Here is a 19,286-nt window from a genome sequence, read left to right on the forward strand (position 1 = left end):
GTTTAAATTTTTCTGCGTATCGAAAAAACTTAAAACTGCTTCTGAATATTCAGCGTTAGAACTCGCGGAAAAAAGGGCGACGGAACAAATATTAAAATAGAGATAAATTTTATAGGGATGAAATGATCGGTCATGTATTTTAATGGGTTTCGAGTTGGTTGGGATAGTCGGCGTTGAAATGGAGGCCACGGCTTTCGCGTCGCTGCTGGGCCATTTTAATAATGAGGTAACCTACCTGCACCGTGTTTCTCAGTTCACAGAGCTCTTCCGAAACCACCGAACGTTGAAACAGACTCTCCGTTTCGTGGTAAAGTATTTCGAGTCGGTCCATGGCCCGCTTTAACCGAAGGTTGGACCGAACGATGCCTACGTAGTAGCTCATGATTTGCTCCAGTTCTTTCTGACTTTGGGTAATCAATACCATCTCTTCGGGAATGGAGGTGCCCTCATCGTTCCACTCGGGCACCCGGTCGCAAAAGTTGAGGCTTTTAATTTGCTCAGCTGCATCGTTGGCGGCTGCGTTCGAATAGACCACGGCCTCTAGCAGAGAGTTGGAGGCCAGTCGATTAGCTCCATGCAGGCCCGTCGAGCTGCACTCTCCGGCGGCATACAGGCGGTGAATGGAGGTACGACTGTTCATATCGACTTTTATACCGCCACAGGAATAGTGGGCGGCAGGAACCACGGGAATCATTTCCCGGGTAATGTCAAGGCCCAAAGAAAGGCACTTTTGGTAGATGTTGGGAAAATGTGTTTTTATTTCGTCTGCTTCCCGATGGGTAACATCCAGATAGACATACTCGTCACCGGTCGCTTTAAGTTCGCTGTCGATGGCGCGGGCTACTATGTCGCGGGGTGCCAGGTTTTCCCGCTCATCGTATTTGTGCATGAATTTTTGGCCGTCTTTCCGCTTCAGAATGCCGCCAAATCCTCGCATGGCTTCGGTTATCAGAAAGGAGGGGCGCTCTTTGGGATTGTAAAGGGACGTGGGATGGAACTGAATAAATTCCATGTTTTCAACGGTGCCCTTAGCTCTGTAAACCATGGCCACCCCATCGCCGGTGGCGAAAGTGGGGTTGGTGGTTGTCTGGTACACAGCCCCGACGCCTCCTGAGGCCATCAGGGTGACTTTGGCCAATATGGTTTCAACAGTATTGGATTGTCGGTTAAGCACATAAGCACCATAGCACTGAATGTCTTTTCGCCAACGGTTCACCTTTTCGCCCAGGTGGTGCTGGGTAATGATCTCCACGGCAAAATGATCTTCCAATACAGTGATTTTCGGATTGCTTTTAACGGCATGGGTCAGGGCCCGCTGAATTTCGTGCCCGGTATTGTCCTTATGGTGCAATATACGGTGTTCTGAGTGGCCACCTTCACGGTGCAGGTCAAACTTTCCATCTTTGGTTTTGTCGAAGCGCGTGCCCCACTCCATCAGTTGCTGAATTTGTTCCGGAGCTTCGGTGACTACTTTACGTACTACTTCCGGATGGCACAAACCGGCCCCTGCTATGAGGGTGTCGTTGATGTGCTTTTCAAAATCATCGGGCTGATAGGTGACTGAAGAAATGCCGCCTTGGGCATAGACGGTAGTTGTGTTGTCCAGTTTTTGTTTGTTGATAACGCAAACGCTGCCGTGTTTGGCTACTTTGAGGGCAAAACTCAGTCCGGCAATGCCACTGCCAATGATCAGAAAATCAAATTTTTTCCTGTGAGAAGTATCTTTTGTACGCATGGTTGAACCATTGATTAATGGTTACAAAGGTACAAAAAAAAGAAGAGCCGTATGTTTTCGAATTCAATGTTATTCCTGTACAGGTTTCTCTTTAGACATTCTGGGTTTTCTTCGTTCCATCCGGTCACTTCTGCGTTCTTTCATTTTTTCTTTCATTGCTTCTTTTTGCTTGTTGTTGAGCTGTTCGTATTTTTCGTATTGTTCCGGACTGAGGATGTCTTTCATTTTGGCGTCATGCGCTTTTTGGCGTTCCTGTACCGCCTTAACTTGTTCAACGTGCTTATCTCGCATGGCTTTCATGGCTTCCTCGCGCTCGGTTCTGTGTTTCTCCATTTCTTTTTGGCGCTCGTCCATAAGGGCTTTTACTTCAGCCTCCTGCTGCTCCGTCAGGTTGAGTTCCGTTTTTAGTTTTTCCAGTCTGTTTTCCTGCATTTGCTCCGCGTCAAAGGTGCGCTGTTTGCGCTCCTTGATTTCGGTTTGTTGCGCATTCATGGTAAAGGTGAAGGATGAAATGGCTACCACCATAAATGCCATCATGGATAATTTAAAATTTTTCATGGTAAATGAATTTAGTGATGTAAATGGGTTCCTGCAATTGTCAATGGATGCATATTTTTTAGTAGGTTCGTAACTTGTCTTTCCAAAAAACATGCCAGAATGAGTGTTTTTGTGATTAATAAACTGACATGCCGCTTTTTACAGAAGGTTGGTTGTTCTGATAAGATCAGATGGCGCTTACTGCTACTGATGCTTTTAATGGTGGGAACTTCCGCTTCCGCTCAAACGTCGGGAGGGGATTCGTTGTGTCTCGGGCGAAGCTATACGCCTGAAATCAAAGAGATGGTGCCGGCTGTGCTGGGACTGTCCATGACTGCCTTTTTATTGGATGAGCCGGTGAATGATTTTATCCGGAACAACCAGAGTGATTTCCTGGATCAATTGGCGGTATGGACGGATGCCGGCGGAGAGAAAACCATAGTGGTCCCTGCGGTGGTGCTGACCTACAGTGCAGCGCGTTTTATTTTGAAGAATGAAAGGTTGGAGTCGACTTCTCTAAAGGCCATGCAGTCGGTGGTGGTGACGGCGCTGGCCACTGAGGGCCTGAAGCATTTGGCCGGAAGGTCGCGTCCGTTTAACAACGAAGAGGCTTATCAATTTAAACCTTTTCCGGGCGGCAGGGATTCGTATAAATCTTTGCCATCGGGACATGCATCTTTGGCTTTTGCCTTGTTTACGCCCTTTGCAGAGGAGTACAGCCGTTGGATATACCTGGTTCCGGTTTCGGTGGCGGCCGGCCGGGTTTATCAGAATAAACACTGGCTCTCTGATGTGATGTTGGGTGGTGGCATGGGCTTTATTTCCGGTTATCTGTTTGCACACCATCCGAATGTGGAGATTATTCCGGGGGGGGTGAGGGTGTTTTTTTAGGGGCAATAGGTCGATAGGTTGGGAGGCGGAGCGAAGCGGAGTCCCGCGAAGCGGGATAATAGGTCGATAGGTTATTAGGTCGATAGGGTCGATAGGGTCGATAGGGTTGATAGGGTGGATGGGGATGATAGGGGTTGATGGGGATGATTGGGTTGATAGGGTTAATAGGGTTGATGGGGGAGGAAGGGTTGATGGGTAGGAAGGGGGGAGTGGGGATGTGGGGGTGAGAAAAGTGGGGTTTATGGGAGTTATTTGCCGTTTTGTTGATTATTTTTGCAGTTGGTTATTTGTCAGGAGACAAAACGCTTGTTTTGCTTTATTTTTAATATAGATATAGAATAGCTTGTCATGGAAAAAGTAGTGAGTGGTATCCGGCCAACGGGAAATTTACATTTGGGAAATTATTTTGGTGCAGTCAGGAATTTTTTGAAGATGCAGAATGATTATAATTGCTACTTCTTTATTGCCGATTATCACTCGCTGACGACCCATCCTACGCCTGAAGATTTGCACGGAAATGTTCGTCAGGTTCTGGCAGAGTATTTGGCGGCCGGGCTCGATCCGGAAAAATCGACCATTTATATTCAGAGCGATTTGCCTGAGGTAGCTGAGCTGACTTTGCTGCTCAATATGAATGCCTATGTGGGTGAGTTGGAGCGGACGACTTCCTTCAAGGAGAAGGTGCGCAAGCATCCCGATAATGTGAATGCAGGTTTATTGACGTATCCGGTTTTGATGGCTGCCGATATCATTATTCATCAGGCCAATAAAGTGCCCGTGGGTAAAGATCAGGAGCAGAATCTGGAAATGACACGCAAGTTCGCTGCCCGTTTTAACCGGATTTATGACAAAGAATATTTCCCCATTCCTGAGCCCTTTAATTATGGGGAGGCTTTGGTGAAAATACCCGGACTGGACGGGTCTGGCAAGATGGGGAAATCGGAGGGCAATGGTGTTTATCTGATTGATGAGCCGGCGGTTATTCGCAAAAAAGTCATGAAGGCCGTTACCGATACGGGACCAACAGAGCCCAATTCTCCGGTGAGTGAACCTGTGAACAATCTCTTCACACTCATGTCGGTCGTCTCTCAGCCTGAAACCCTTGCTTTTTTTAAGGAGCAGTATAGCACTTGCAGCATCCGTTACGGGGATTTAAAGAAGCAGCTGGCCGAAGATATCATCGCTTTTAACGAACCTATGCGCGAAAAAATAAAGGCGATAGCTTCGGATGAGGTGTACTTGCGTAAGGTGGTGGCCATGGGTAAGGAAAAGGCACATGAGAGCGCAGCAAAAACGGTCCGGGAGGTGCGGGAAATTATTGGTTTTCGTTCTTTTTAACCTTGGGAAAGGTCCTGCTCCTTCGCTTCGTTGTACTTTTTTAATAAGGAAGGACGCCGCCAGTCCTCAAAGGGAACGGTATGCCCCGATTTAAACCGAATGGTCAAGGTCGGGATATCGATGGCGTCTATGAGATTCAGGTTGATGACGAACAAAGGGTGGCAGCGAAAAAAACCATATTTACTGAGTAATATTTCGTAGCGCCTAAGGGGAATGGAAACCTTAAAGTCGGAGCCGGAAACCAGCCGAAAAATGGCCCCTCCGGGTTTGGCTTCCCCGCACTCTATTTCTACTAAAGGAACCGTATAGGGCCCGCTATCTAACTGGAACAGCATGATTTTTTCAGCCTGATTTTTATTCAAATTATTGAACATGACACTCAGCCGCTGGTTGTATTCTATGTCGTTGATGGAATCAATGGCTTTATCCAATGCCAATACAAATTCTCCTTCATCAAAGGGTTTCTTTAAAAAATCGACGGCAGCAAATTGCACGGCTTCCTCCAGATAACTTTGGTAGGAGGACATGAATACAATTTTAAAATCAATATCTTCCGGGTTCATCTGGTTGAGCAGGTCAAAGGCATTGCCATCTTCCAGCTGAATGTCGAGAATGACCAAATGGGGTTTTGTGTCCCGGAGAATACCGTGAGCCTCTTTGACCGAGCCACATTCCCCAACTACGATCAATTCAGGAAAATGATTGGTTATTATCAACCGCACCACACGTCTTGAAAACAAGTCGTCTTCAACCACCACTACTTTATAACTATCCATTTGTTGACGATTTGGATGTGTTTTGTTCCACTACAGGTAAAATAATTCTGACCAGCGTTCCATGGTCAAAAGGATTGACATCTTTCTTATCAATAATTTCCAGCCCCACCTTGCCACCTGAGTCGTTATGGATTACATCCAGGCGTTCTTTGGTGATTTTTATAGCCATGGACTCATGGCTTTTGGTCTTGTCATTTTTCTGTTGCATGGAATGGTGTATGCCAACGCCATTGTCCTCTACCTCAATAATCATTTGTTTGTTGACCTGCTTAAAACGAATATCAAGAAAGCCGTTTTCGTGCAGGTCTTTGATGCCATGCTCCACAGCATTTTCTACAAAGGGCTGGGTAATCATGGGAGGAACCAGTATGGCATGCGGATCTATGCTGGGATCGATGTGTATGTTAAAACCAAAAGGCGTCATAAATCGGAGCTGCTGGAGTTCCAAATAATAGCCAGGATTTCTCCCTCGTTTTTAAGTGAAATATAGTCATAGTGCGAAAGTTTGAGCACTTGTCGCATTAACTTGGCAAAATCGGTCAGGAATTTGGTGGATTTTTCAATGTCGTGTTCAAGGACATAAACCTGAATGGCACTTAAAGCATTGAAAATAAAGTGCGGATTCATTTGTGAACGCAGCAGTTTATGCTGGTTTTTCAGGTTGTTATACTTGTTGCGTAAACGGTGCTGCAGAACCAGCATGGTGGCAACCACAATCAGCACGATCAAGGTTATGATGATAATGGTGAGCATCAGCCTTTGGCGGCCCATGACGGATTTTTGAATGAGGGTTTCCTGGTTGAGCTGGATTATTCTGTCCCTTTGTGCTTCGGTATCCAGCATGGCCTCCATGGTGGTGAGGTGGTACATGTTTTTTTCATTCAGGATACTGTCCTTGTATTCGGTGGAGGTCTTAAAATAATTCAGTGATTTGCGGTAATCATTGGTTTTTTCGTGTAAAACAGAAAGCAAGCGGGCGCTTTCTTCGGCTTGAAAGCGGGTGCCAATTTTTGCAGCCATGGCCAGTGATTCTTCCAGGTGCTTTCGGGCTATGTGGTAATTACCCATTAACAAGTTGACCTCACCGACTTTGCCGAGACTGATGGATACTTGCATCAGATCTCCGAGCTTTCGGTTGATCTGCAGTGATCTTTCCAGATAGTCCTCGGCCAGCTCCAGTTCATTTTTGGCAATGTAAGAGGCGCCGATGCTGTTGAAGCAGATCGACTGACCCACCCTGCTCCCGATTTCAGAATTGTACTCCAGAGATTTCAGAAAATAGACCAGCGCACTGTCGGGTTGCTCCAGTTTCAGCAGACATTCCCCAATGTTGTGATTGTTAATGGCCAATCCCAGACTGTTTTTCATCACTTTTGAGAGCTCCATGGAGCGCAGAAAGTACTCAATGGCTGTGTGGTAACGTCCCAGGTTGAAGTTGACATTGCCAATGCTGTTGATGGAAACGCTGATGTTGAAAGTGTCCTGCACCTCTTCGGCCAGTTTTAAGGCTTTAAAGTGCATGTCCAGCGCCATGGCATTGTCATCCGTTCGGCGGTAAACAACACCTATTTGATTGTATACATCCGCCAATAAGCGGGTCTGCTCGATACTCTGAGCCAGTTTTAACGCACGGTGATGGTATTTGAGGCTTCGCCATATTGCGAGCGGTTTCGATAGCGCTTCCCGATGGTGTTATAAATGATGGCTTCCTGAGAAACAAGCCCCCTTCTGCCGGCAATGTCCAGCGCTTCTTTCAAAAAGGCGTCATAGGCCTCTGCCTTAGAGCCTGTTTCATTAAAGAAGAGGTTGGAGCGTTCAATAAGCTGATCCACCACCAGGGAGTCGGTGGCTACAGGTTTGTTGGAAATGTTTTCTGATACGGATGCAGTGACAGCGTCATCATTACAACTACCAAAGGCAATGATGAGGAGAAATAATAGGGGGAAAAATGCCAAGCGTTTATTGGTGCGATTGAAACATTTTAGTAATCGTTGCTCCATTGGTCCTGTAATGGATTAATTAATTTAGTGCCAAAATACAAAAAATGGCAACGTAGTACTGCATAACTTAGATTGGAATTATGAATTAGTTTATCTTTGTCGCTCATTTTTACATCAAACCACCCAATTTCCTGATGAAGTTTTGGGCGTTTGCCTGTAAAGATAAGTTGGGTGATAAGAAAAAGAGGAATGGTGAAGATAGGAAGTATTGAATTACGTCATGAGCCCCTGTTGTTAGCTCCCATGGAGGATGTCTCCGACTTGGTGTTCAGAAGCATGTGTAAAGAATTTGGGGCCGATTTGTTGTATACCGAGTTTGTCTCCTCGGATGCCTTGGTCCGGGAGATTGAGAAGACGCAAAAGAAGTTGACGCTTTCGGATACGGAGCGACCGGTCGGGATTCAACTTTATGGCAAAGAGGTGGAGGCATTGGTGGAAGCAGCCCGAATTGCCGAAGCGGTTAATCCTGATTTAATTGACCTTAATTTTGGATGCCCGGTAAAAAAAATTGCCATGAAAGGAGCCGGTTCAGGTATGTTGCGCGACCTGCCGCTGATGCTTAAGATTACCAGTGAAGTGGTGAAGGCGGTGAAATTACCGGTCACCGTTAAAACCCGATTGGGTTGGGATGAGGACTCCAAGGTCATTGTTGAGCTGGCTGAGCAATTGCAGGATGTGGGCGTGGCTGCATTGACCATTCATGGCCGGACGCGTGCGCAAATGTATACCGGCGAAGCCGATTGGGAATTAATTGGTGCTGTTAAGAACAATCCACGCATGCACATCCCCATTATTGGTAACGGAGATGTTAACTCACCGGAGAAGGCCCGTGCTTATTTTGACCGCTATGGGGTGGATGCCATTATGGTTGGCCGGGGATCCATCGGGCGACCCTGGATATTCAGGGAAATTCGCCATTTTCTGGATACGGGGGCGTATTTACCTCCCATTGAAATTGATGAGCATGTGGACCTGATTGCCCGTCATTTGCGCAACACTGTTGAGTGGATTGGCGAGCGAAAAGGTATTTTGCATACCAGAAGACATATCGCTGTAACGTTCAAGGGGCTGCCCAACTTCCGGGAGATTAAAATTAAGTTGTTGCAAAGCAATAGTCTGGAAGAAATTGAGCAATTGCTGGCGCAGGTTAAGCAGAAATATGCCGGTTTTACTTATTCTGCAACTCCGCATAATAGCGACGAACAATAACCCTGACAGGATACCAGGCTGCCACAAAGCCTGTGATGGAAACCGTTAAAAAGACGGTGACGACATCTTGCCAGCGAAGCAATACGGGATAAGCCTCAACAATAAAGTTGCCCCCTCCCTGAAAACGTATCAGTCCATAAGTCTGTTGTAACCAAACCAAGGCAGCTCCCAGTAACAATCCGGCAGCGGCGCCGGCCAGGGAAATGATCCATCCTTCTATTAAGAAAATGCGGTGAATGAGTTGCCTTTGGGCCCCCATGCTGCGCAGTGTTGAAATACTTTGACGTTTCTCAAAAATGAGCATGGAAAGCGTGCCAATGACATTAAAAATCGCAATCAACAGAATGAAGGAGAGTATGATGTAAGCCATTAAGCGCTCCACGGCCATCATTTTAAAAAAGGTCTCGTGTTGTTCCTCCCGGTTGCGCACCCTGTATGGCTCACCCAAGAGCTCCGAAATGCTTTTTTTTACGCTTTCAACGTCGGAGGGATTGGCCACTTTAACACCCAGCCATGAGACGGTGGAGGCGGGGTAATCTAAAATTTCGCGGGCTTTGTCGATATGAATCAGGGCATAATTGGCATCGTACTCCAGTTGATTCACCATAAAAATGCCCGAAGGCTGAATGTAAGATGTTTTGAAGGCCTGATCGGGCCGGGCCGGATTAATCCGTTTGGTGCGCTCCGGGGTATAAAGCATGAGGGGTGTAACAAAGTTGAGCCTCAGGCTCAACTGGTCGGCCAGGGCAAAGCCAATGGTCCCCTCATAGATGTCTTTGTTTCTGAGCCGGAAGGCACCTTCAACAATGATGGAGTCAATGCCGGAAACCTTGTTGAAGGCATCATCCACCCCCATGATTTGTCCGGGTACCTGCCGCTGCCCAAAGCGAAAAAGGGTGTGGTCTTCTACCACCCCGGTGATGTGCGCCACACCATCCATTGATACCAGGGAAGCGTAGTCAATAGAATCTGTTTGAAAAACCTTTCCTCGTACCGCCTCGATTTTCAGGTCGGGGTCGAATGAGCCATACAAAGAGCCGATAAGCCCATGCAGTCCGTTGAATACGGATAACACCACCAGCAGGCCCATGGCACCCACCAATACGCCTGTCACTGATATCCAGGAGATAACGTTGATGATGTTCTGGCTTTTTTTGGCAAAAAGATACCTGACAGCTATGCGTATGGCGATGTTTACTTTCATAATCGGCGCTTATCCTTCATTATTTGATGGCTTTAACGATGAGGCCCGTGCCGGTCTTATGATGTGCCCGCACATCTATATGGTTCAACAGGTAGGCCAATGGATATACAAGCAGATAGTAAAAAGGTAAAAGGATAAAAAGCAGCCTTGTCGTATTGAGTGCCAGAATGGGAAACTTCATGGTCAGTTTCCAGGCCAGACTGCCACTCTTTCCGTAAGAATATCTGGCTTCTACAGAAGAAAACCCGGCTCTTAGTAATTTCTCACTTATGTCATCTATATTGTATCCGTCGCGCACATGCTCGTCAATAAATCCACTGGCGCCTTCGTGGTGGTCGTGGTGGTGGACATCCGACCCTCCCTGGTCTGAAGGGGTGGATATGAGTAGGGTGCCTCCGGGCTTTAAGGAGCGGCACAGGTTTTTCATGACTTTTTCGTCCTCTTCGATGTGTTCCATCACATCCACCGATAGTACCAAATCGTAACGCTCCGTTTCGTTAAAGGTTTCCAGTTCCTCGCATCTGAAATGAGCGCGGTGACCCATGCCCATTCGCTCAAAATATCGGTTGCAATCGGCCACTTGTTCTTCTTTGACATCCACACCGGTGATGCGAAATAGTCGGCCCATTTTCGCCAGTCGCCAAACATATTGGCCAAAACCAGAGCCGGCATCTAAAACGCTTGCATTAACAGGGGCTTCCTTGCGCCAGGCTCTCAGTTCACGACGAATGTGCCAGGAGCGCAACAGCAGCAGGTCCAGCAGGCTGTAAAACAGGGCTCTTAAGTAGGGGTTTATGTTGAAAACCTGGCCGAGCGACCTTTTAATGGGATCGTATTGCATGTCCTATTCTTTTAACAGATCGTCAATTTTTTCGATGTAATCCAGGCTGTCATCAATAAAAAATTGCAGGTCGGGAATCACTCTTAGCTGTTTACCTACCCGCTGGCCTAATAAAAAGCGCAGCTTTGATGCATTCTGGGTAATGTTTTTAAAAACCTCGTCTTTATTGGTAGGGGGGAAGATGCTCAGATACACTTTGGCCATTCCCATGTCGGGAGACACCCTTGCTACGGTCACACTGACCATGGTGCCCATGATGACATCTCTCACTTCACGCTGAAATATTTCACTCATCTCTTTTTGTATGAGACGGCCTATTTTTTTTTGTCTGGTAGAATCCATAATTACATTGCTTTTCAACCTACGAAAGTACGGTTTTTTAGGCGATTATTTATTTTTTTGAAAAAAATTAGTACTAGGTATTGCAAAGTACTAGATAAATGACATATATTTGCATAACCTAATTCAGTGCATAAGAAGGTATCTTAAATTTTTTAGTTATGAGAAAGTTTATTTCACCGGTCCTGTTTCAATGGATAAAAGTCGCCTCTCTTTTATTGGTCTTTGTTGTGTTACTTCATAACAGCAGGGATGGCAAAAACCCGGGTAGTGATCCCCAGTCGTTTCATGAAGTTCACAAAGGGGAGGAAAAAATTGGTTCTGATTCATCGCAGGTTGACGAACCTGCAGAGACAGAAACATCGGTTGCCTATTCTTACGTTCTTCCGGCCATCGCCATAGGAAGTGTGCGTCTCAGGTTTTAATAAAATTTAAATTTAACAATATGAAGCTGGAAAATGTAAAAGCTCAGATGCGTAAGGGAGTTCTGGAATATTGTATCTTATCCATACTTTCGGGAGACGACGCCTATGCTTCTGACATCATCAATGAACTAAAGGAAGTTCAGATGATTGTAGTTGAGGGAACGCTTTATCCTTTGCTGACAAGGTTAAAGAATGACGAATTGCTCAGCTACAGATGGGAGGAATCCACCCAGGGGCCTCCCCGTAAGTACTATGCCCTGACCGAAAAGGGTCGTGATTTTTTAAAGGAGCTGGACCAGTCGTGGATAGAGCTGGTTGAGGCTGTTAACCTGATACACCAAAAAAACAAGTAACATGAAGAAGACAATAACCATCAACATAGCTGCCACAGCTTTCTTCATCGATGATGATGCTTACGAATTGCTTAAGAAGTATCAGCAAAAGCTGGAGGATTGGTTCAGAACCAGGGAGGGCGGAAAAGAAATTATCAACGATATTGAAGCCCGCATGTCAGAGCTGTTTTCGCAGCGCATTAATCCAAAAACAGGCGTGATTACTGTCAGCCTCGTTGAGGAAGTGATTTCTATAATGGGTCAACCCGAAGATTTTTCCGGTGAAGGAGATGCAGAAGAAGAGAAGGGTCCCGCGTCAGAATGGTCAGGAGCCACTTTTTATACCCGGAAGCGCCTTTACCGGGATTTGGACAATAAAGTATTGGGAGGCGTTTGTGGCGGTATTGCTGCCTATTTCAATCTGGATCCTGTTTTGGTGAGAGTTATTTTTGCGGTGTTGCCTTTTCTGAGTTTCGGCGCCATCATTCCTGTTTATATTGTTTTGTGGATCGCTGTTCCACCGGCTGTTACCACCACGCAAAGGCTCGAAATGCGAGGAGAAAACATCACTGTTTCTAATATTGAAAAGAACATCAAGGAGCAATATGAAAATGTGAAATCGGAATTCTCGAACTTTAAGAAAAGTAAGACCTATAAAGATGGGGAGGCTTACCTCAACAGGATGAAAAAAAGAGACAAAAATGTTTTCATTTTTGTCGCCATAGTCATCGGACTTTTGTTTTTTACCCGCATGATAGGGTTTCATGGGCCTGCTTTCCATTTTGTTCATCTGCCCTTTGCCCATTTGGCTTTCCCGGGCATTGTACCTTTGCTGATATTGATTTTAATACTGGCATTAATTTTCCGGTCGGCCATGAAGGGGTTTTTAATTTTAATCGCGGTGATCATTATTATTGGCTTTATCATGATGTTGACAGGAGGTTTTTCTTTTTTCCCCTGGCACATGGCCCTGCTATAGCGGGCGGACCATTCAAACCATTTAAAATCTTTTTCTGATGAAGAAAACAATACATATTAATCTTTCGGGCATCGCCTTCAGAATAGAGGAGGATGCTTATGACCAGCTGAAGGAATACCTGGATGCGGTGCAAGCGGTACTGGGCAGTAACGATGAAGCCCGGGAGACGATCAACGACATAGAGTCGAGAATGGCTGAATTGTTTATTCCTGTGACACATGAAAATCAGGTGGCGGTGAATCTAAAGGATGTGGAAGAGGTCATCAAAATTCTGGGAGAGCCACGTGATTATGCGCCGGTGGATGAGGACGCTGACGGAGCGGCCGGATCTTCTGCCTCCTTTAAAAGGGAATCTCCCCTTCAGCCCATTCACAAACGCTTGTACAGGGATCCCTATTCCAGAGTTGTGGGTGGCGTGTGCAGTGGCCTGGGCGCCTACTTTAATGTGGATCCGCTTTTATTTCGCTTGCTCTTTGTGGTTGGCTTGTTTTATGGCATCTCCATCATTCCCTATTTGGTATTATGGATTGCCATGCCCAAGGCCTTGACCATGGAACAGCGCATGCAGATGTTTGGTGGTGAACCGGTTTTTAATAAAGCCCGCACAACAGGTCCGTCTTATATGACGGCCCCTTCCGGACTGAATCAGGTTTTGCGCGTGGCCGGCGTTGTGTTGGGCGTTGGTATTATTCTGGTAAGTTTTGCCTTGATGGTGGGTATGACCGTGGTTCTGTTTTTCAGCGGACCGGCCGTTCATCTGGTTCCTGAGGCGGGTCTGTTGTGGGATGTGCACGACATGCTTTTTAGTCAGAGCGAGTCCCTGCCCATTATGATCGGACTGTTACTGGCTTGTGGCGTGCCTTTATTGCTGGTTTTTTATCTGGGATTACATTTGGTCTTTCAGTTTAAAAGAGGTGGCAAACTCATAGGAACGCTCGGTCTTATTCTCTGGTTGGTGGGACTGGGCCTTTTAACGGTGGGCGCGTTTCGTGTGGGATTGGATTTCAGGCACAAGGCCAGTGTGGAGGAGGTGGTTTTGCCCGATACGTTTCAGGGCGATACCCTCTATTTGCAAGCCGCGCAGATGCCACAAATAAGAAAGCGGTCGGCGATTCAATTTAACAACATTCGGGTGCATTTGAACGAAGATGATATGACCTTTTATGGCGAGCAAAAATTCTTATCCGGGAGAATGCCGAACATTTTGCCATTGTGATTGAACGCCAGGCCAAAGGGGCTTCGGAAGCCAGGGCCAGGGTTCATGCCGAAATGGCGGAGTATTTTTGGTTGCAGAAAGACTCCTTGCTGGAACTGGATAAAATTTACTCCCTGCCAACCCCATCTAAAATCCGCGACCAGAAAGTGATTGTTCGCATCTCGGTTCCCAAAGGCAAAGTGGTACAGGTAGACCCCGATTTACAGCGCTATGTGCGCTGGTCGGTCAACTGATTGGGATTCACAAAGGGTTGCCATTTCAAATAGGTCAAACTGCGCCAAAGCCATTCAAAGGGGCCAAAGCGAAAGTAGTTGAGCCACGCTATGCTCAAAGGAATCTGGATGGCGAAAATGGCCAAACTTAAAAGAGCTCCCTGCCAAATGGATACTTTGCCATAAAGTGCGAATCCGTAACTGTGAAAGAGAAGGGCTGCAATAATGCTGTGCATCAGATAATTTGAAAGCGCCATACGGCCTACAGATGCCAGCCATTTGGCACATCTTTTCATCCGTTCGGTATGGATCAGTAGTAGGATGGTGGAAACATAGCCCAAGGAGAGAAGCGGACCGCCAAAGGCATTCAGCGCCATGGCCAATACCGATTCGAAGGTGGGCGTGCCAAGGTCTGTTTCCATTTTGAAATAAGCGTAGGCCAGTCCGGCCAACAAGCCTGTTGAGAGGCCCCAAACAGCCATTTTCCTGAAAAAGGGCAGATGCGTGGTGACTTCTTTAAGTAATTGTTTTTTGCCCGCATAAAAACCTAACAGAAACATGGCCAAAACATTAGGGATAGAACATGATAATAGCTCCTGTAAGTAAGGTGGTGTATTCCTCCAGACGAATGCTTACGATTTCTGAAAAGGTGCCGGTGGGATAAATTTTTAAGGCATTTTCAATGAGGGCAACAAACACGGCGTTTTGGTCTTCCATGGCCGACTCAATGGCTTCTGCTGCATGCGGGTTCGACATGCCCAAATGGAAAAGAAGTGCCAGTCCGGTCAATAGGACCAATGGAATGATCAGCAAAGCAAGTGCCCATTTAAAAAGACCACGGTTGCTTTTGTTTCTGAACAACAATAAAAACAAGCCCAAAAAACCATAAATAAACAGGATGTCACCGGGCCAAAGCAGCACAATGTGCGCTGCTCCAAAAAGGATTAACAGTATCAGACGCCATGCATAGACCTTCACAGGGGAAGCACCGTTGTTGGTCTTTTGCAGAAAAAGCCAGAATCCATAGCCAAACAGCATAGAGAACAGGACATAGAATTTGCCTTCGAACAAAAAGGAAATTAGAAATTCAACCGTTCTATCCGTGGGGCTGTTCCAGAGGGAATAATCGGTTAAGGAAATGCCTACCGGGGCACTCATCCATAACATATTTACCATAAGAATGCCAAATATGGCAAATCCTCTTAAGGTGTCGAGTATTTGAATGCGTTGACCGGGAACGGTTGGGTTAAAATGAGGGCTCATTGTTTCATTGTTTGGAGTTTGTATGCAAATTACACACTCCCAGTGTTTTAAGCAAATAAATTTCAAGAAAAATAATAGAAGCTGTTTAAGTTTTCCCGATTAAAGGGATTTAACTTCGGGATGTTTTGCTTAAACAGCTACTACAACTTTAGATTCTTTTTGCCGGCGCTTTTATGAATTTTACCAGTAAGGCACCCAGAAGCAACATAATGCCTGCTACCACATAAGAGACATTATAAGTACCGGTGAGGTCAGCCACCTGACCCCCCAAAAGCGGTCCAACAATACCTGCAACACCCCATCCGGTAAATATTAAGCCATAATTAACGCCCAGGTTCTTTATGCCGAAGAAATCGGCCGTTGTCGCCGGAAAAAGAGCAAACAAAGCACCATATGAGAGTCCGGCCACCGCTGTCCCGGCAATCAGCAAGGGTATGGAATCGAGGAAGGAAAAGGCAAACATGTTGAGTGCCTGAATTACAAACACCATTAAAAGGGCGTTGGTGCGTCCAATGGTATCAGAAAGAAAACCACCCAGTATTCTTCCGGAGGTGTTGAATATGGCCAAAATGACCACCAACACGAAGCCCGCCTGCCAGCCCGCCTGTATGTCTGCAATACTGGCGATGTGGCCAATCAGCATTAGTCCGGCAGTGGCACTGAGTAAATAGGTCAGCCATAACAGAATAAAGGGCCTTGTTTTAATCATTTGTTGCCAGGTAAAATCTTCTCCATGGGCGACAATCGGACGGTTTTTCTTAACAAGGGGGACATAACCTGCCGGTGGGTTTTTCAAAAGCAATGAAAAAAGTATGAGACCCACCAATGCCAAAATCCCTAAAAACATAAAAGTATGTTCAATGCCTGATGTCCTAAGCAGGTAGGCGGTTAAAGGTCCGATGTAAATGGCTGAAAGACCAATGCCGGCTACCACAATGCCGGCTATGAGTCCTTTTTTACGTGGTTCAAACCATTTAATGGCACAGGGGGTGGCCGCTGCATAGCCAAAGCCCATTCCCAATCCGCTAATAACGCCAAAAGTTAACACCATTACGGTCGGATTCTTGGCAAAGGCAGAAAGCAGCAGTCCGGTGCCAAATAAAATGCCGCCAATAAGCGCAATGATTTTAGGGCCGTACTTATCTTGCAGCCGGCCACCAAGAATGGTTACAAAGGCCAGCAATGCCACACAGACCATGTAGGGCAGTGAAGCTTCTGTGTTACTCCAGCCCCAGTCGTCCACCAGCGCTTTTTTGATGATTGCCCAGGAATACAGTATCCCAAGAATCAGGTTGATGCCCAGGGCTGCCAGGGTAACCATCCATCCGGAAACATTACGTTGTACACTCATTATGTTTAGTTTTGGTTTTTTGATTTTGCGGAGTCGAAAATAGAAGATTTTTTTCTTTATTTGGATAGAAAGTCCTGCCCATGCCCTTATTTAGAATCTAAATAAGGAAGGATGGTTCTATTCTTATTCGTTGGGATTTGTTATCTTACGTCCCATAAAAATAAAATCATGGAGAGATGAAACAAGGCTATTTATTTATCGCTTGCCTATTTCTTGGGCTGTTTTTGTTTTCGGGGTGTCAACAAGAATCTGTGAAGAATGCCCCGTCGGATGTATTGGTGCACCATGTTTATTTTTGGCTGCATGAGCCGGATAGCCCGGATGCCAGAGAACAGATGCAGCGCGCACTGGAGGAATTGTCAACCATAGAAACCATTCGTTACGCACACCTGGGCGTACCGGCTGCCACTGAAAGCAGGGATGTGGTGGATCACTCATACACCTATTCACTGATGCTGTTTTTTGATTCCAAAGAGGATCAGGACAGCTATCAGATTGATTCGCAACATTTACAGTTTGTTGAAGAGAATCAGCATTTATGGGAGCGGGTCATTGTGTATGATTCGGTGAAATGGTAAGGAAAGGAGTTTCCTATTGATCTTGTAAAATGTACCCAACCTTGGGTACATTTTCTATTTTTACGCTATTGTCATCGGATAAGCGCTTTCTTAATCGGGTAATGAAAACATCGAGACTTCTGCCATTGAAATAGTCGTCCTTATCCCAATATTTTTGTAATAAATCGCTTCGTTTAACCAGATTGTTCTTGTTTTGACAAAGCATTTTTAACACATCACATTCCCGGTAAGTGAGTCTTTGTGTTTGATCCCGGAGGATCAAAGCCTGATTTTGCACGTCAAAAAGGTAGTTCCCGATGTGGCAGGTAGCCATGCTTGTTTCTTCCACGGTTTCTCTTTTTCCGTTATATCGGTTCATGATGGCATGGATGCGGCACAGGAGTTCCTCTTCGTCAAAGGGTTTGGTAATGTAATCATCGCCCCCCAGATTAAATCCCTTCAGCTTGTCCTGCTTCATGGAGCGCGCCGTCAGAAACACCACCGGTACATCCGGGTCTTTGTCGCGGATGCGCTCTGCCAAAGTAAAACCATCTATGCCGGGGAGCATGACATCAATCAGACAGAAATCGATGCGGGTGGATTGGAAGGCTGAGAGCGCTTTGTCGCCATCGGTGCAAAGTTCCACATTGAAATCATTGGCCGTCAAATACTCTTTAAGCAAAAACCCCATGTTGAGGTCATCTTCAATGATGAGAATTGTTTTCTGTGTTGACATGGCTATCTATTAAAGGAAAAGTCAGCGTAAATATACTGCCTTTGCCAGGGGTGCTTTGAACCGTAACATGGCCACCGAACTGCTCAACCACCTTTTTGACGTAGGTCAGGCCCAAACCAAAGCCTTTAACATCGTGCACATTGCCGGTGGAAACTCTGAAAAACTTATCAAAGATTCTGGATTGGTCTTCTTTTCGAATACCTATCCCGTTATCCTGTACAGAAACAACCAGAAGGTTCTCTTTGTTTTGAGTGGAGATATGGATTTGTGGTTGATGGCTGACGTATTTTAAGGCATTGTCTATTAAATTGGAAATGATGAGTGTCAGCGGACCCCATTCTGCGTTAATTTCATGTTTGGATGCACGGGCATCCAAAGAAATGGCCGCCTGGGCATGTTCCAGGCGAAAATGAAAGGTCGATATGACGTGCTCGATCATTTGATGCATGTCAATTTTTTCGGTGCTGTCCTGATTATCAGAATGGGACGCCACTTTTAAAATGGCTTCAACATGGCCTTGCAGGCGGAGGGTTTCATTGAGGATGACTTCGGTATATTCTTCGGTCTTTTGAGGGCTGTCCCCTGTTTTTTTCTTCTTGAGCAAATTGGCGGCAAAGCGGATGTTGGCGATGGGGGTTTGAAATTCATGCACCATGTTGTTGATAAAATCGGTGGTGTGCAGCATCAAATCTTTTTCTCTTCTGAAAAGCCGCCAGGTGATGAGAAATGACAGCATGACAAAAAGAATGAATAGAATGGAAAGGCCCAATTGGCTATAAAGCTGGCCTATCAAATATTGATTGCGGGTAGGAAAGAGGACCCTTATTTGGATGCCATTCTGATCGATGAGTCCATTTAAATTCTGTTGGTAGCAGGTAGGGTTGAAAAAGCGTCCCCGACTTTGATGCAGTAAGGAGTCGGTAATTTCAAAAGTATAGGGTAAAGCAATGTTGTACATCGACAGGTTGGCGCGAATAATGCTGTCTACTTCTGCGTGTTTGGACTGGTTGACATGTTCGGGGCATTGACGTCCGCAAAGAAAATCGGACATGTCCGTACACTTAGGCGCTCTGACCCCGATTTCATCTCTGGCTGCTTTTAAGGCCATCGATACCCGGTGGTTGAAATTTTGCTCCTCCAAACGGGCGGCTCTGAAAATCCAGCTGATTTGAACCATCATCAGAAGTGCCAGTACCACAAAGGTGGTAATGGCCAGTATGCCCTGCTTGTCGGTTGGTTTTCCTTTTTTCATGGTGCTCAAAATTAGCCATTTTTACGGACTCACTATATGCGTTAACATAACATTAACGCCAATTAACAGGCCGGTAACTTGTTCTTTTAAAGA

Annotated in this window: 23 protein-coding genes; 9 read left to right on the forward strand and 14 right to left on the reverse strand. The window is 46.0% G+C overall.

Going from position 1 to position 19,286, the window contains the following annotated elements:
* Window positions 1-139: 139 nt before the first annotated feature.
* Both nadB and JCM15548_RS06265 read right to left on the reverse strand, forming a co-directional pair.
* A complete protein-coding gene (nadB, locus tag JCM15548_RS06260; RefSeq protein ID WP_062123504.1) occupies window positions 140-1,735 on the reverse strand; it encodes an L-aspartate oxidase in 1,596 nt (531 codons plus the stop codon).
* Between the two features lie 69 nt (window positions 1,736-1,804).
* Window positions 1,805-2,293: a DUF4890 domain-containing protein gene (locus tag JCM15548_RS06265; RefSeq protein ID WP_162198184.1), complete on the reverse strand. Its 489-nt coding sequence runs from the start codon at window positions 2,291-2,293 to the stop codon at window positions 1,805-1,807.
* Between the two features lie 99 nt (window positions 2,294-2,392).
* Between JCM15548_RS06265 and JCM15548_RS06270 the strand changes: the two genes are divergently transcribed.
* Window positions 2,393-3,163, forward strand: coding sequence for a phosphatase PAP2 family protein (locus JCM15548_RS06270; protein WP_062123510.1), 771 nt, complete (start codon window positions 2,393-2,395; stop codon window positions 3,161-3,163).
* Between the two features lie 348 nt (window positions 3,164-3,511).
* Window positions 3,512-4,501 carry a tryptophan--tRNA ligase gene (gene trpS / locus JCM15548_RS06275; RefSeq protein WP_062123513.1) on the forward strand — a complete coding sequence of 330 codons (990 nt, stop codon included), beginning with the start codon at window positions 3,512-3,514 and terminating at the stop codon, window positions 4,499-4,501.
* On the opposite strand, the gene JCM15548_RS06280 is transcribed toward trpS, so the two are convergent.
* From JCM15548_RS06280 to JCM15548_RS06295, 4 genes are read right to left on the reverse strand one after another with little or no spacing between them, the layout of a single operon-like run.
* On the reverse strand, window positions 4,498-5,277 hold the full coding sequence (locus tag JCM15548_RS06280) for a LytR/AlgR family response regulator transcription factor (RefSeq protein ID WP_062123523.1): 780 nt from the start codon (window positions 5,275-5,277) through the stop codon (window positions 4,498-4,500). The genes trpS and JCM15548_RS06280 overlap by 4 nt on opposite strands.
* A complete protein-coding gene (locus JCM15548_RS06285) occupies window positions 5,270-5,725 on the reverse strand; it encodes a LytS family sensor histidine kinase (RefSeq protein ID WP_062123526.1) in 456 nt (151 codons plus the stop codon). Before JCM15548_RS06285 ends, JCM15548_RS06280 begins: the two co-directional genes overlap by 8 nt.
* Window positions 5,698-6,867: a tetratricopeptide repeat protein gene (locus tag JCM15548_RS06290; RefSeq protein ID WP_062123537.1), complete on the reverse strand. Its 1,170-nt coding sequence runs from the start codon at window positions 6,865-6,867 to the stop codon at window positions 5,698-5,700. Before JCM15548_RS06290 ends, JCM15548_RS06285 begins: the two co-directional genes overlap by 28 nt.
* Window positions 6,868-6,899: 32 nt before the next feature.
* Window positions 6,900-7,277: a hypothetical protein gene (locus JCM15548_RS06295; RefSeq protein WP_157482465.1), complete on the reverse strand. Its 378-nt coding sequence runs from the start codon at window positions 7,275-7,277 to the stop codon at window positions 6,900-6,902.
* Window positions 7,278-7,466: 189 nt separating this feature from the next.
* On the opposite strand from JCM15548_RS06295, the gene dusB reads away from it, so the two are divergent.
* On the forward strand, window positions 7,467-8,486 hold the full coding sequence (dusB, locus tag JCM15548_RS06300) for a tRNA dihydrouridine synthase DusB (protein WP_227625532.1): 1,020 nt from the start codon (window positions 7,467-7,469) through the stop codon (window positions 8,484-8,486).
* Here dusB and JCM15548_RS06305 read toward each other — a convergent pair.
* Genes JCM15548_RS06305 through rbfA form a run of 3 tightly spaced genes read right to left on the reverse strand, consistent with a single transcriptional unit; the run spans window position 8,446 to window position 10,873 of the window.
* Window positions 8,446-9,690 (reverse strand): ABC transporter permease, encoded by a 1,245-nt coding sequence (locus JCM15548_RS06305; protein WP_062123549.1) that lies wholly within the window; start codon window positions 9,688-9,690, stop codon window positions 8,446-8,448. The genes dusB and JCM15548_RS06305 overlap by 41 nt on opposite strands.
* Window positions 9,691-9,709: 19 nt before the next feature.
* Entirely contained in the window at window positions 9,710-10,531 is an 822-nt protein-coding gene (locus JCM15548_RS06310; RefSeq protein WP_062123552.1) for a class I SAM-dependent methyltransferase, read from the reverse strand.
* A 3-nt stretch (window positions 10,532-10,534) separates the two neighbouring features.
* The gene (rbfA, locus tag JCM15548_RS06315) at window positions 10,535-10,873 is read right to left on the reverse strand and encodes a 30S ribosome-binding factor RbfA (protein WP_062123727.1); all 339 of its coding nucleotides are present in this window, start codon (window positions 10,871-10,873) and stop codon (window positions 10,535-10,537) included.
* A gap of 158 nt (window positions 10,874-11,031) precedes the next feature.
* Here rbfA and JCM15548_RS06320 point away from each other — a divergent pair, with 158 nt between their 5' ends.
* From JCM15548_RS06320 to JCM15548_RS06340, 5 genes are read left to right on the forward strand one after another with little or no spacing between them, the layout of a single operon-like run.
* Window positions 11,032-11,295, forward strand: coding sequence for a hypothetical protein (locus JCM15548_RS06320; protein WP_062123555.1), 264 nt, complete (start codon window positions 11,032-11,034; stop codon window positions 11,293-11,295).
* A gap of 20 nt (window positions 11,296-11,315) precedes the next feature.
* On the forward strand, window positions 11,316-11,648 hold the full coding sequence (locus JCM15548_RS06325) for a PadR family transcriptional regulator (RefSeq protein ID WP_062123558.1): 333 nt from the start codon (window positions 11,316-11,318) through the stop codon (window positions 11,646-11,648).
* Between the two features lies 1 nt (window position 11,649).
* The gene (locus JCM15548_RS06330; protein WP_062123561.1) at window positions 11,650-12,606 is read left to right on the forward strand and encodes a PspC domain-containing protein; all 957 of its coding nucleotides are present in this window, start codon (window positions 11,650-11,652) and stop codon (window positions 12,604-12,606) included.
* Window positions 12,607-12,643: 37 nt separating this feature from the next.
* Entirely contained in the window at window positions 12,644-13,822 is a 1,179-nt protein-coding gene (locus tag JCM15548_RS06335) for a PspC domain-containing protein (protein WP_062123563.1), read from the forward strand.
* The gene (locus tag JCM15548_RS06340; RefSeq protein ID WP_062123565.1) at window positions 13,819-14,055 is read left to right on the forward strand and encodes a hypothetical protein; all 237 of its coding nucleotides are present in this window, start codon (window positions 13,819-13,821) and stop codon (window positions 14,053-14,055) included. Before JCM15548_RS06335 ends, JCM15548_RS06340 begins: the two co-directional genes overlap by 4 nt.
* Here JCM15548_RS06340 and JCM15548_RS06345 read toward each other — a convergent pair.
* From JCM15548_RS06345 to JCM15548_RS06355, 3 genes are all read right to left on the reverse strand, one after another.
* Entirely contained in the window at window positions 14,031-14,594 is a 564-nt protein-coding gene (locus JCM15548_RS06345) for a DUF418 domain-containing protein (protein ID WP_062123567.1), read from the reverse strand. The two genes, JCM15548_RS06340 and JCM15548_RS06345, sit on opposite strands and share 25 nt — an antisense overlap.
* Window positions 14,595-14,604: 10 nt before the next feature.
* The gene (locus JCM15548_RS06350; RefSeq protein ID WP_062123569.1) at window positions 14,605-15,297 is read right to left on the reverse strand and encodes a DUF418 domain-containing protein; all 693 of its coding nucleotides are present in this window, start codon (window positions 15,295-15,297) and stop codon (window positions 14,605-14,607) included.
* Between the two features lie 148 nt (window positions 15,298-15,445).
* A complete protein-coding gene (locus JCM15548_RS06355; protein ID WP_062123574.1) occupies window positions 15,446-16,648 on the reverse strand; it encodes an L-lactate MFS transporter in 1,203 nt (400 codons plus the stop codon).
* 176 nt (window positions 16,649-16,824) lie between these two features.
* On the opposite strand from JCM15548_RS06355, the gene JCM15548_RS06360 reads away from it, so the two are divergent.
* On the forward strand, window positions 16,825-17,226 hold the full coding sequence (locus JCM15548_RS06360; RefSeq protein WP_062123577.1) for a Dabb family protein: 402 nt from the start codon (window positions 16,825-16,827) through the stop codon (window positions 17,224-17,226).
* A 13-nt stretch (window positions 17,227-17,239) separates the two neighbouring features.
* Here the strand turns inward: JCM15548_RS06360 and JCM15548_RS06365 are convergent, their stop codons facing one another.
* Together JCM15548_RS06365 and JCM15548_RS06370 are read right to left on the reverse strand one after the other, a co-directional pair.
* Window positions 17,240-17,941 carry a response regulator transcription factor gene (locus tag JCM15548_RS06365; protein ID WP_062123580.1) on the reverse strand — a complete coding sequence of 234 codons (702 nt, stop codon included), beginning with the start codon at window positions 17,939-17,941 and terminating at the stop codon, window positions 17,240-17,242.
* Complete coding sequence (locus JCM15548_RS06370) at window positions 17,910-19,193, reverse strand: sensor histidine kinase (protein ID WP_062123583.1); 1,284 nt, start codon at window positions 19,191-19,193, stop codon at window positions 17,910-17,912. Before JCM15548_RS06370 ends, JCM15548_RS06365 begins: the two co-directional genes overlap by 32 nt.
* Window positions 19,194-19,286 lie beyond the last annotated feature (93 nt).

The organism is Geofilum rubicundum JCM 15548 (assembly GCF_000974365.1).
Lineage (GTDB): Bacteria > Bacteroidota > Bacteroidia > Bacteroidales > Marinilabiliaceae > Geofilum > Geofilum rubicundum.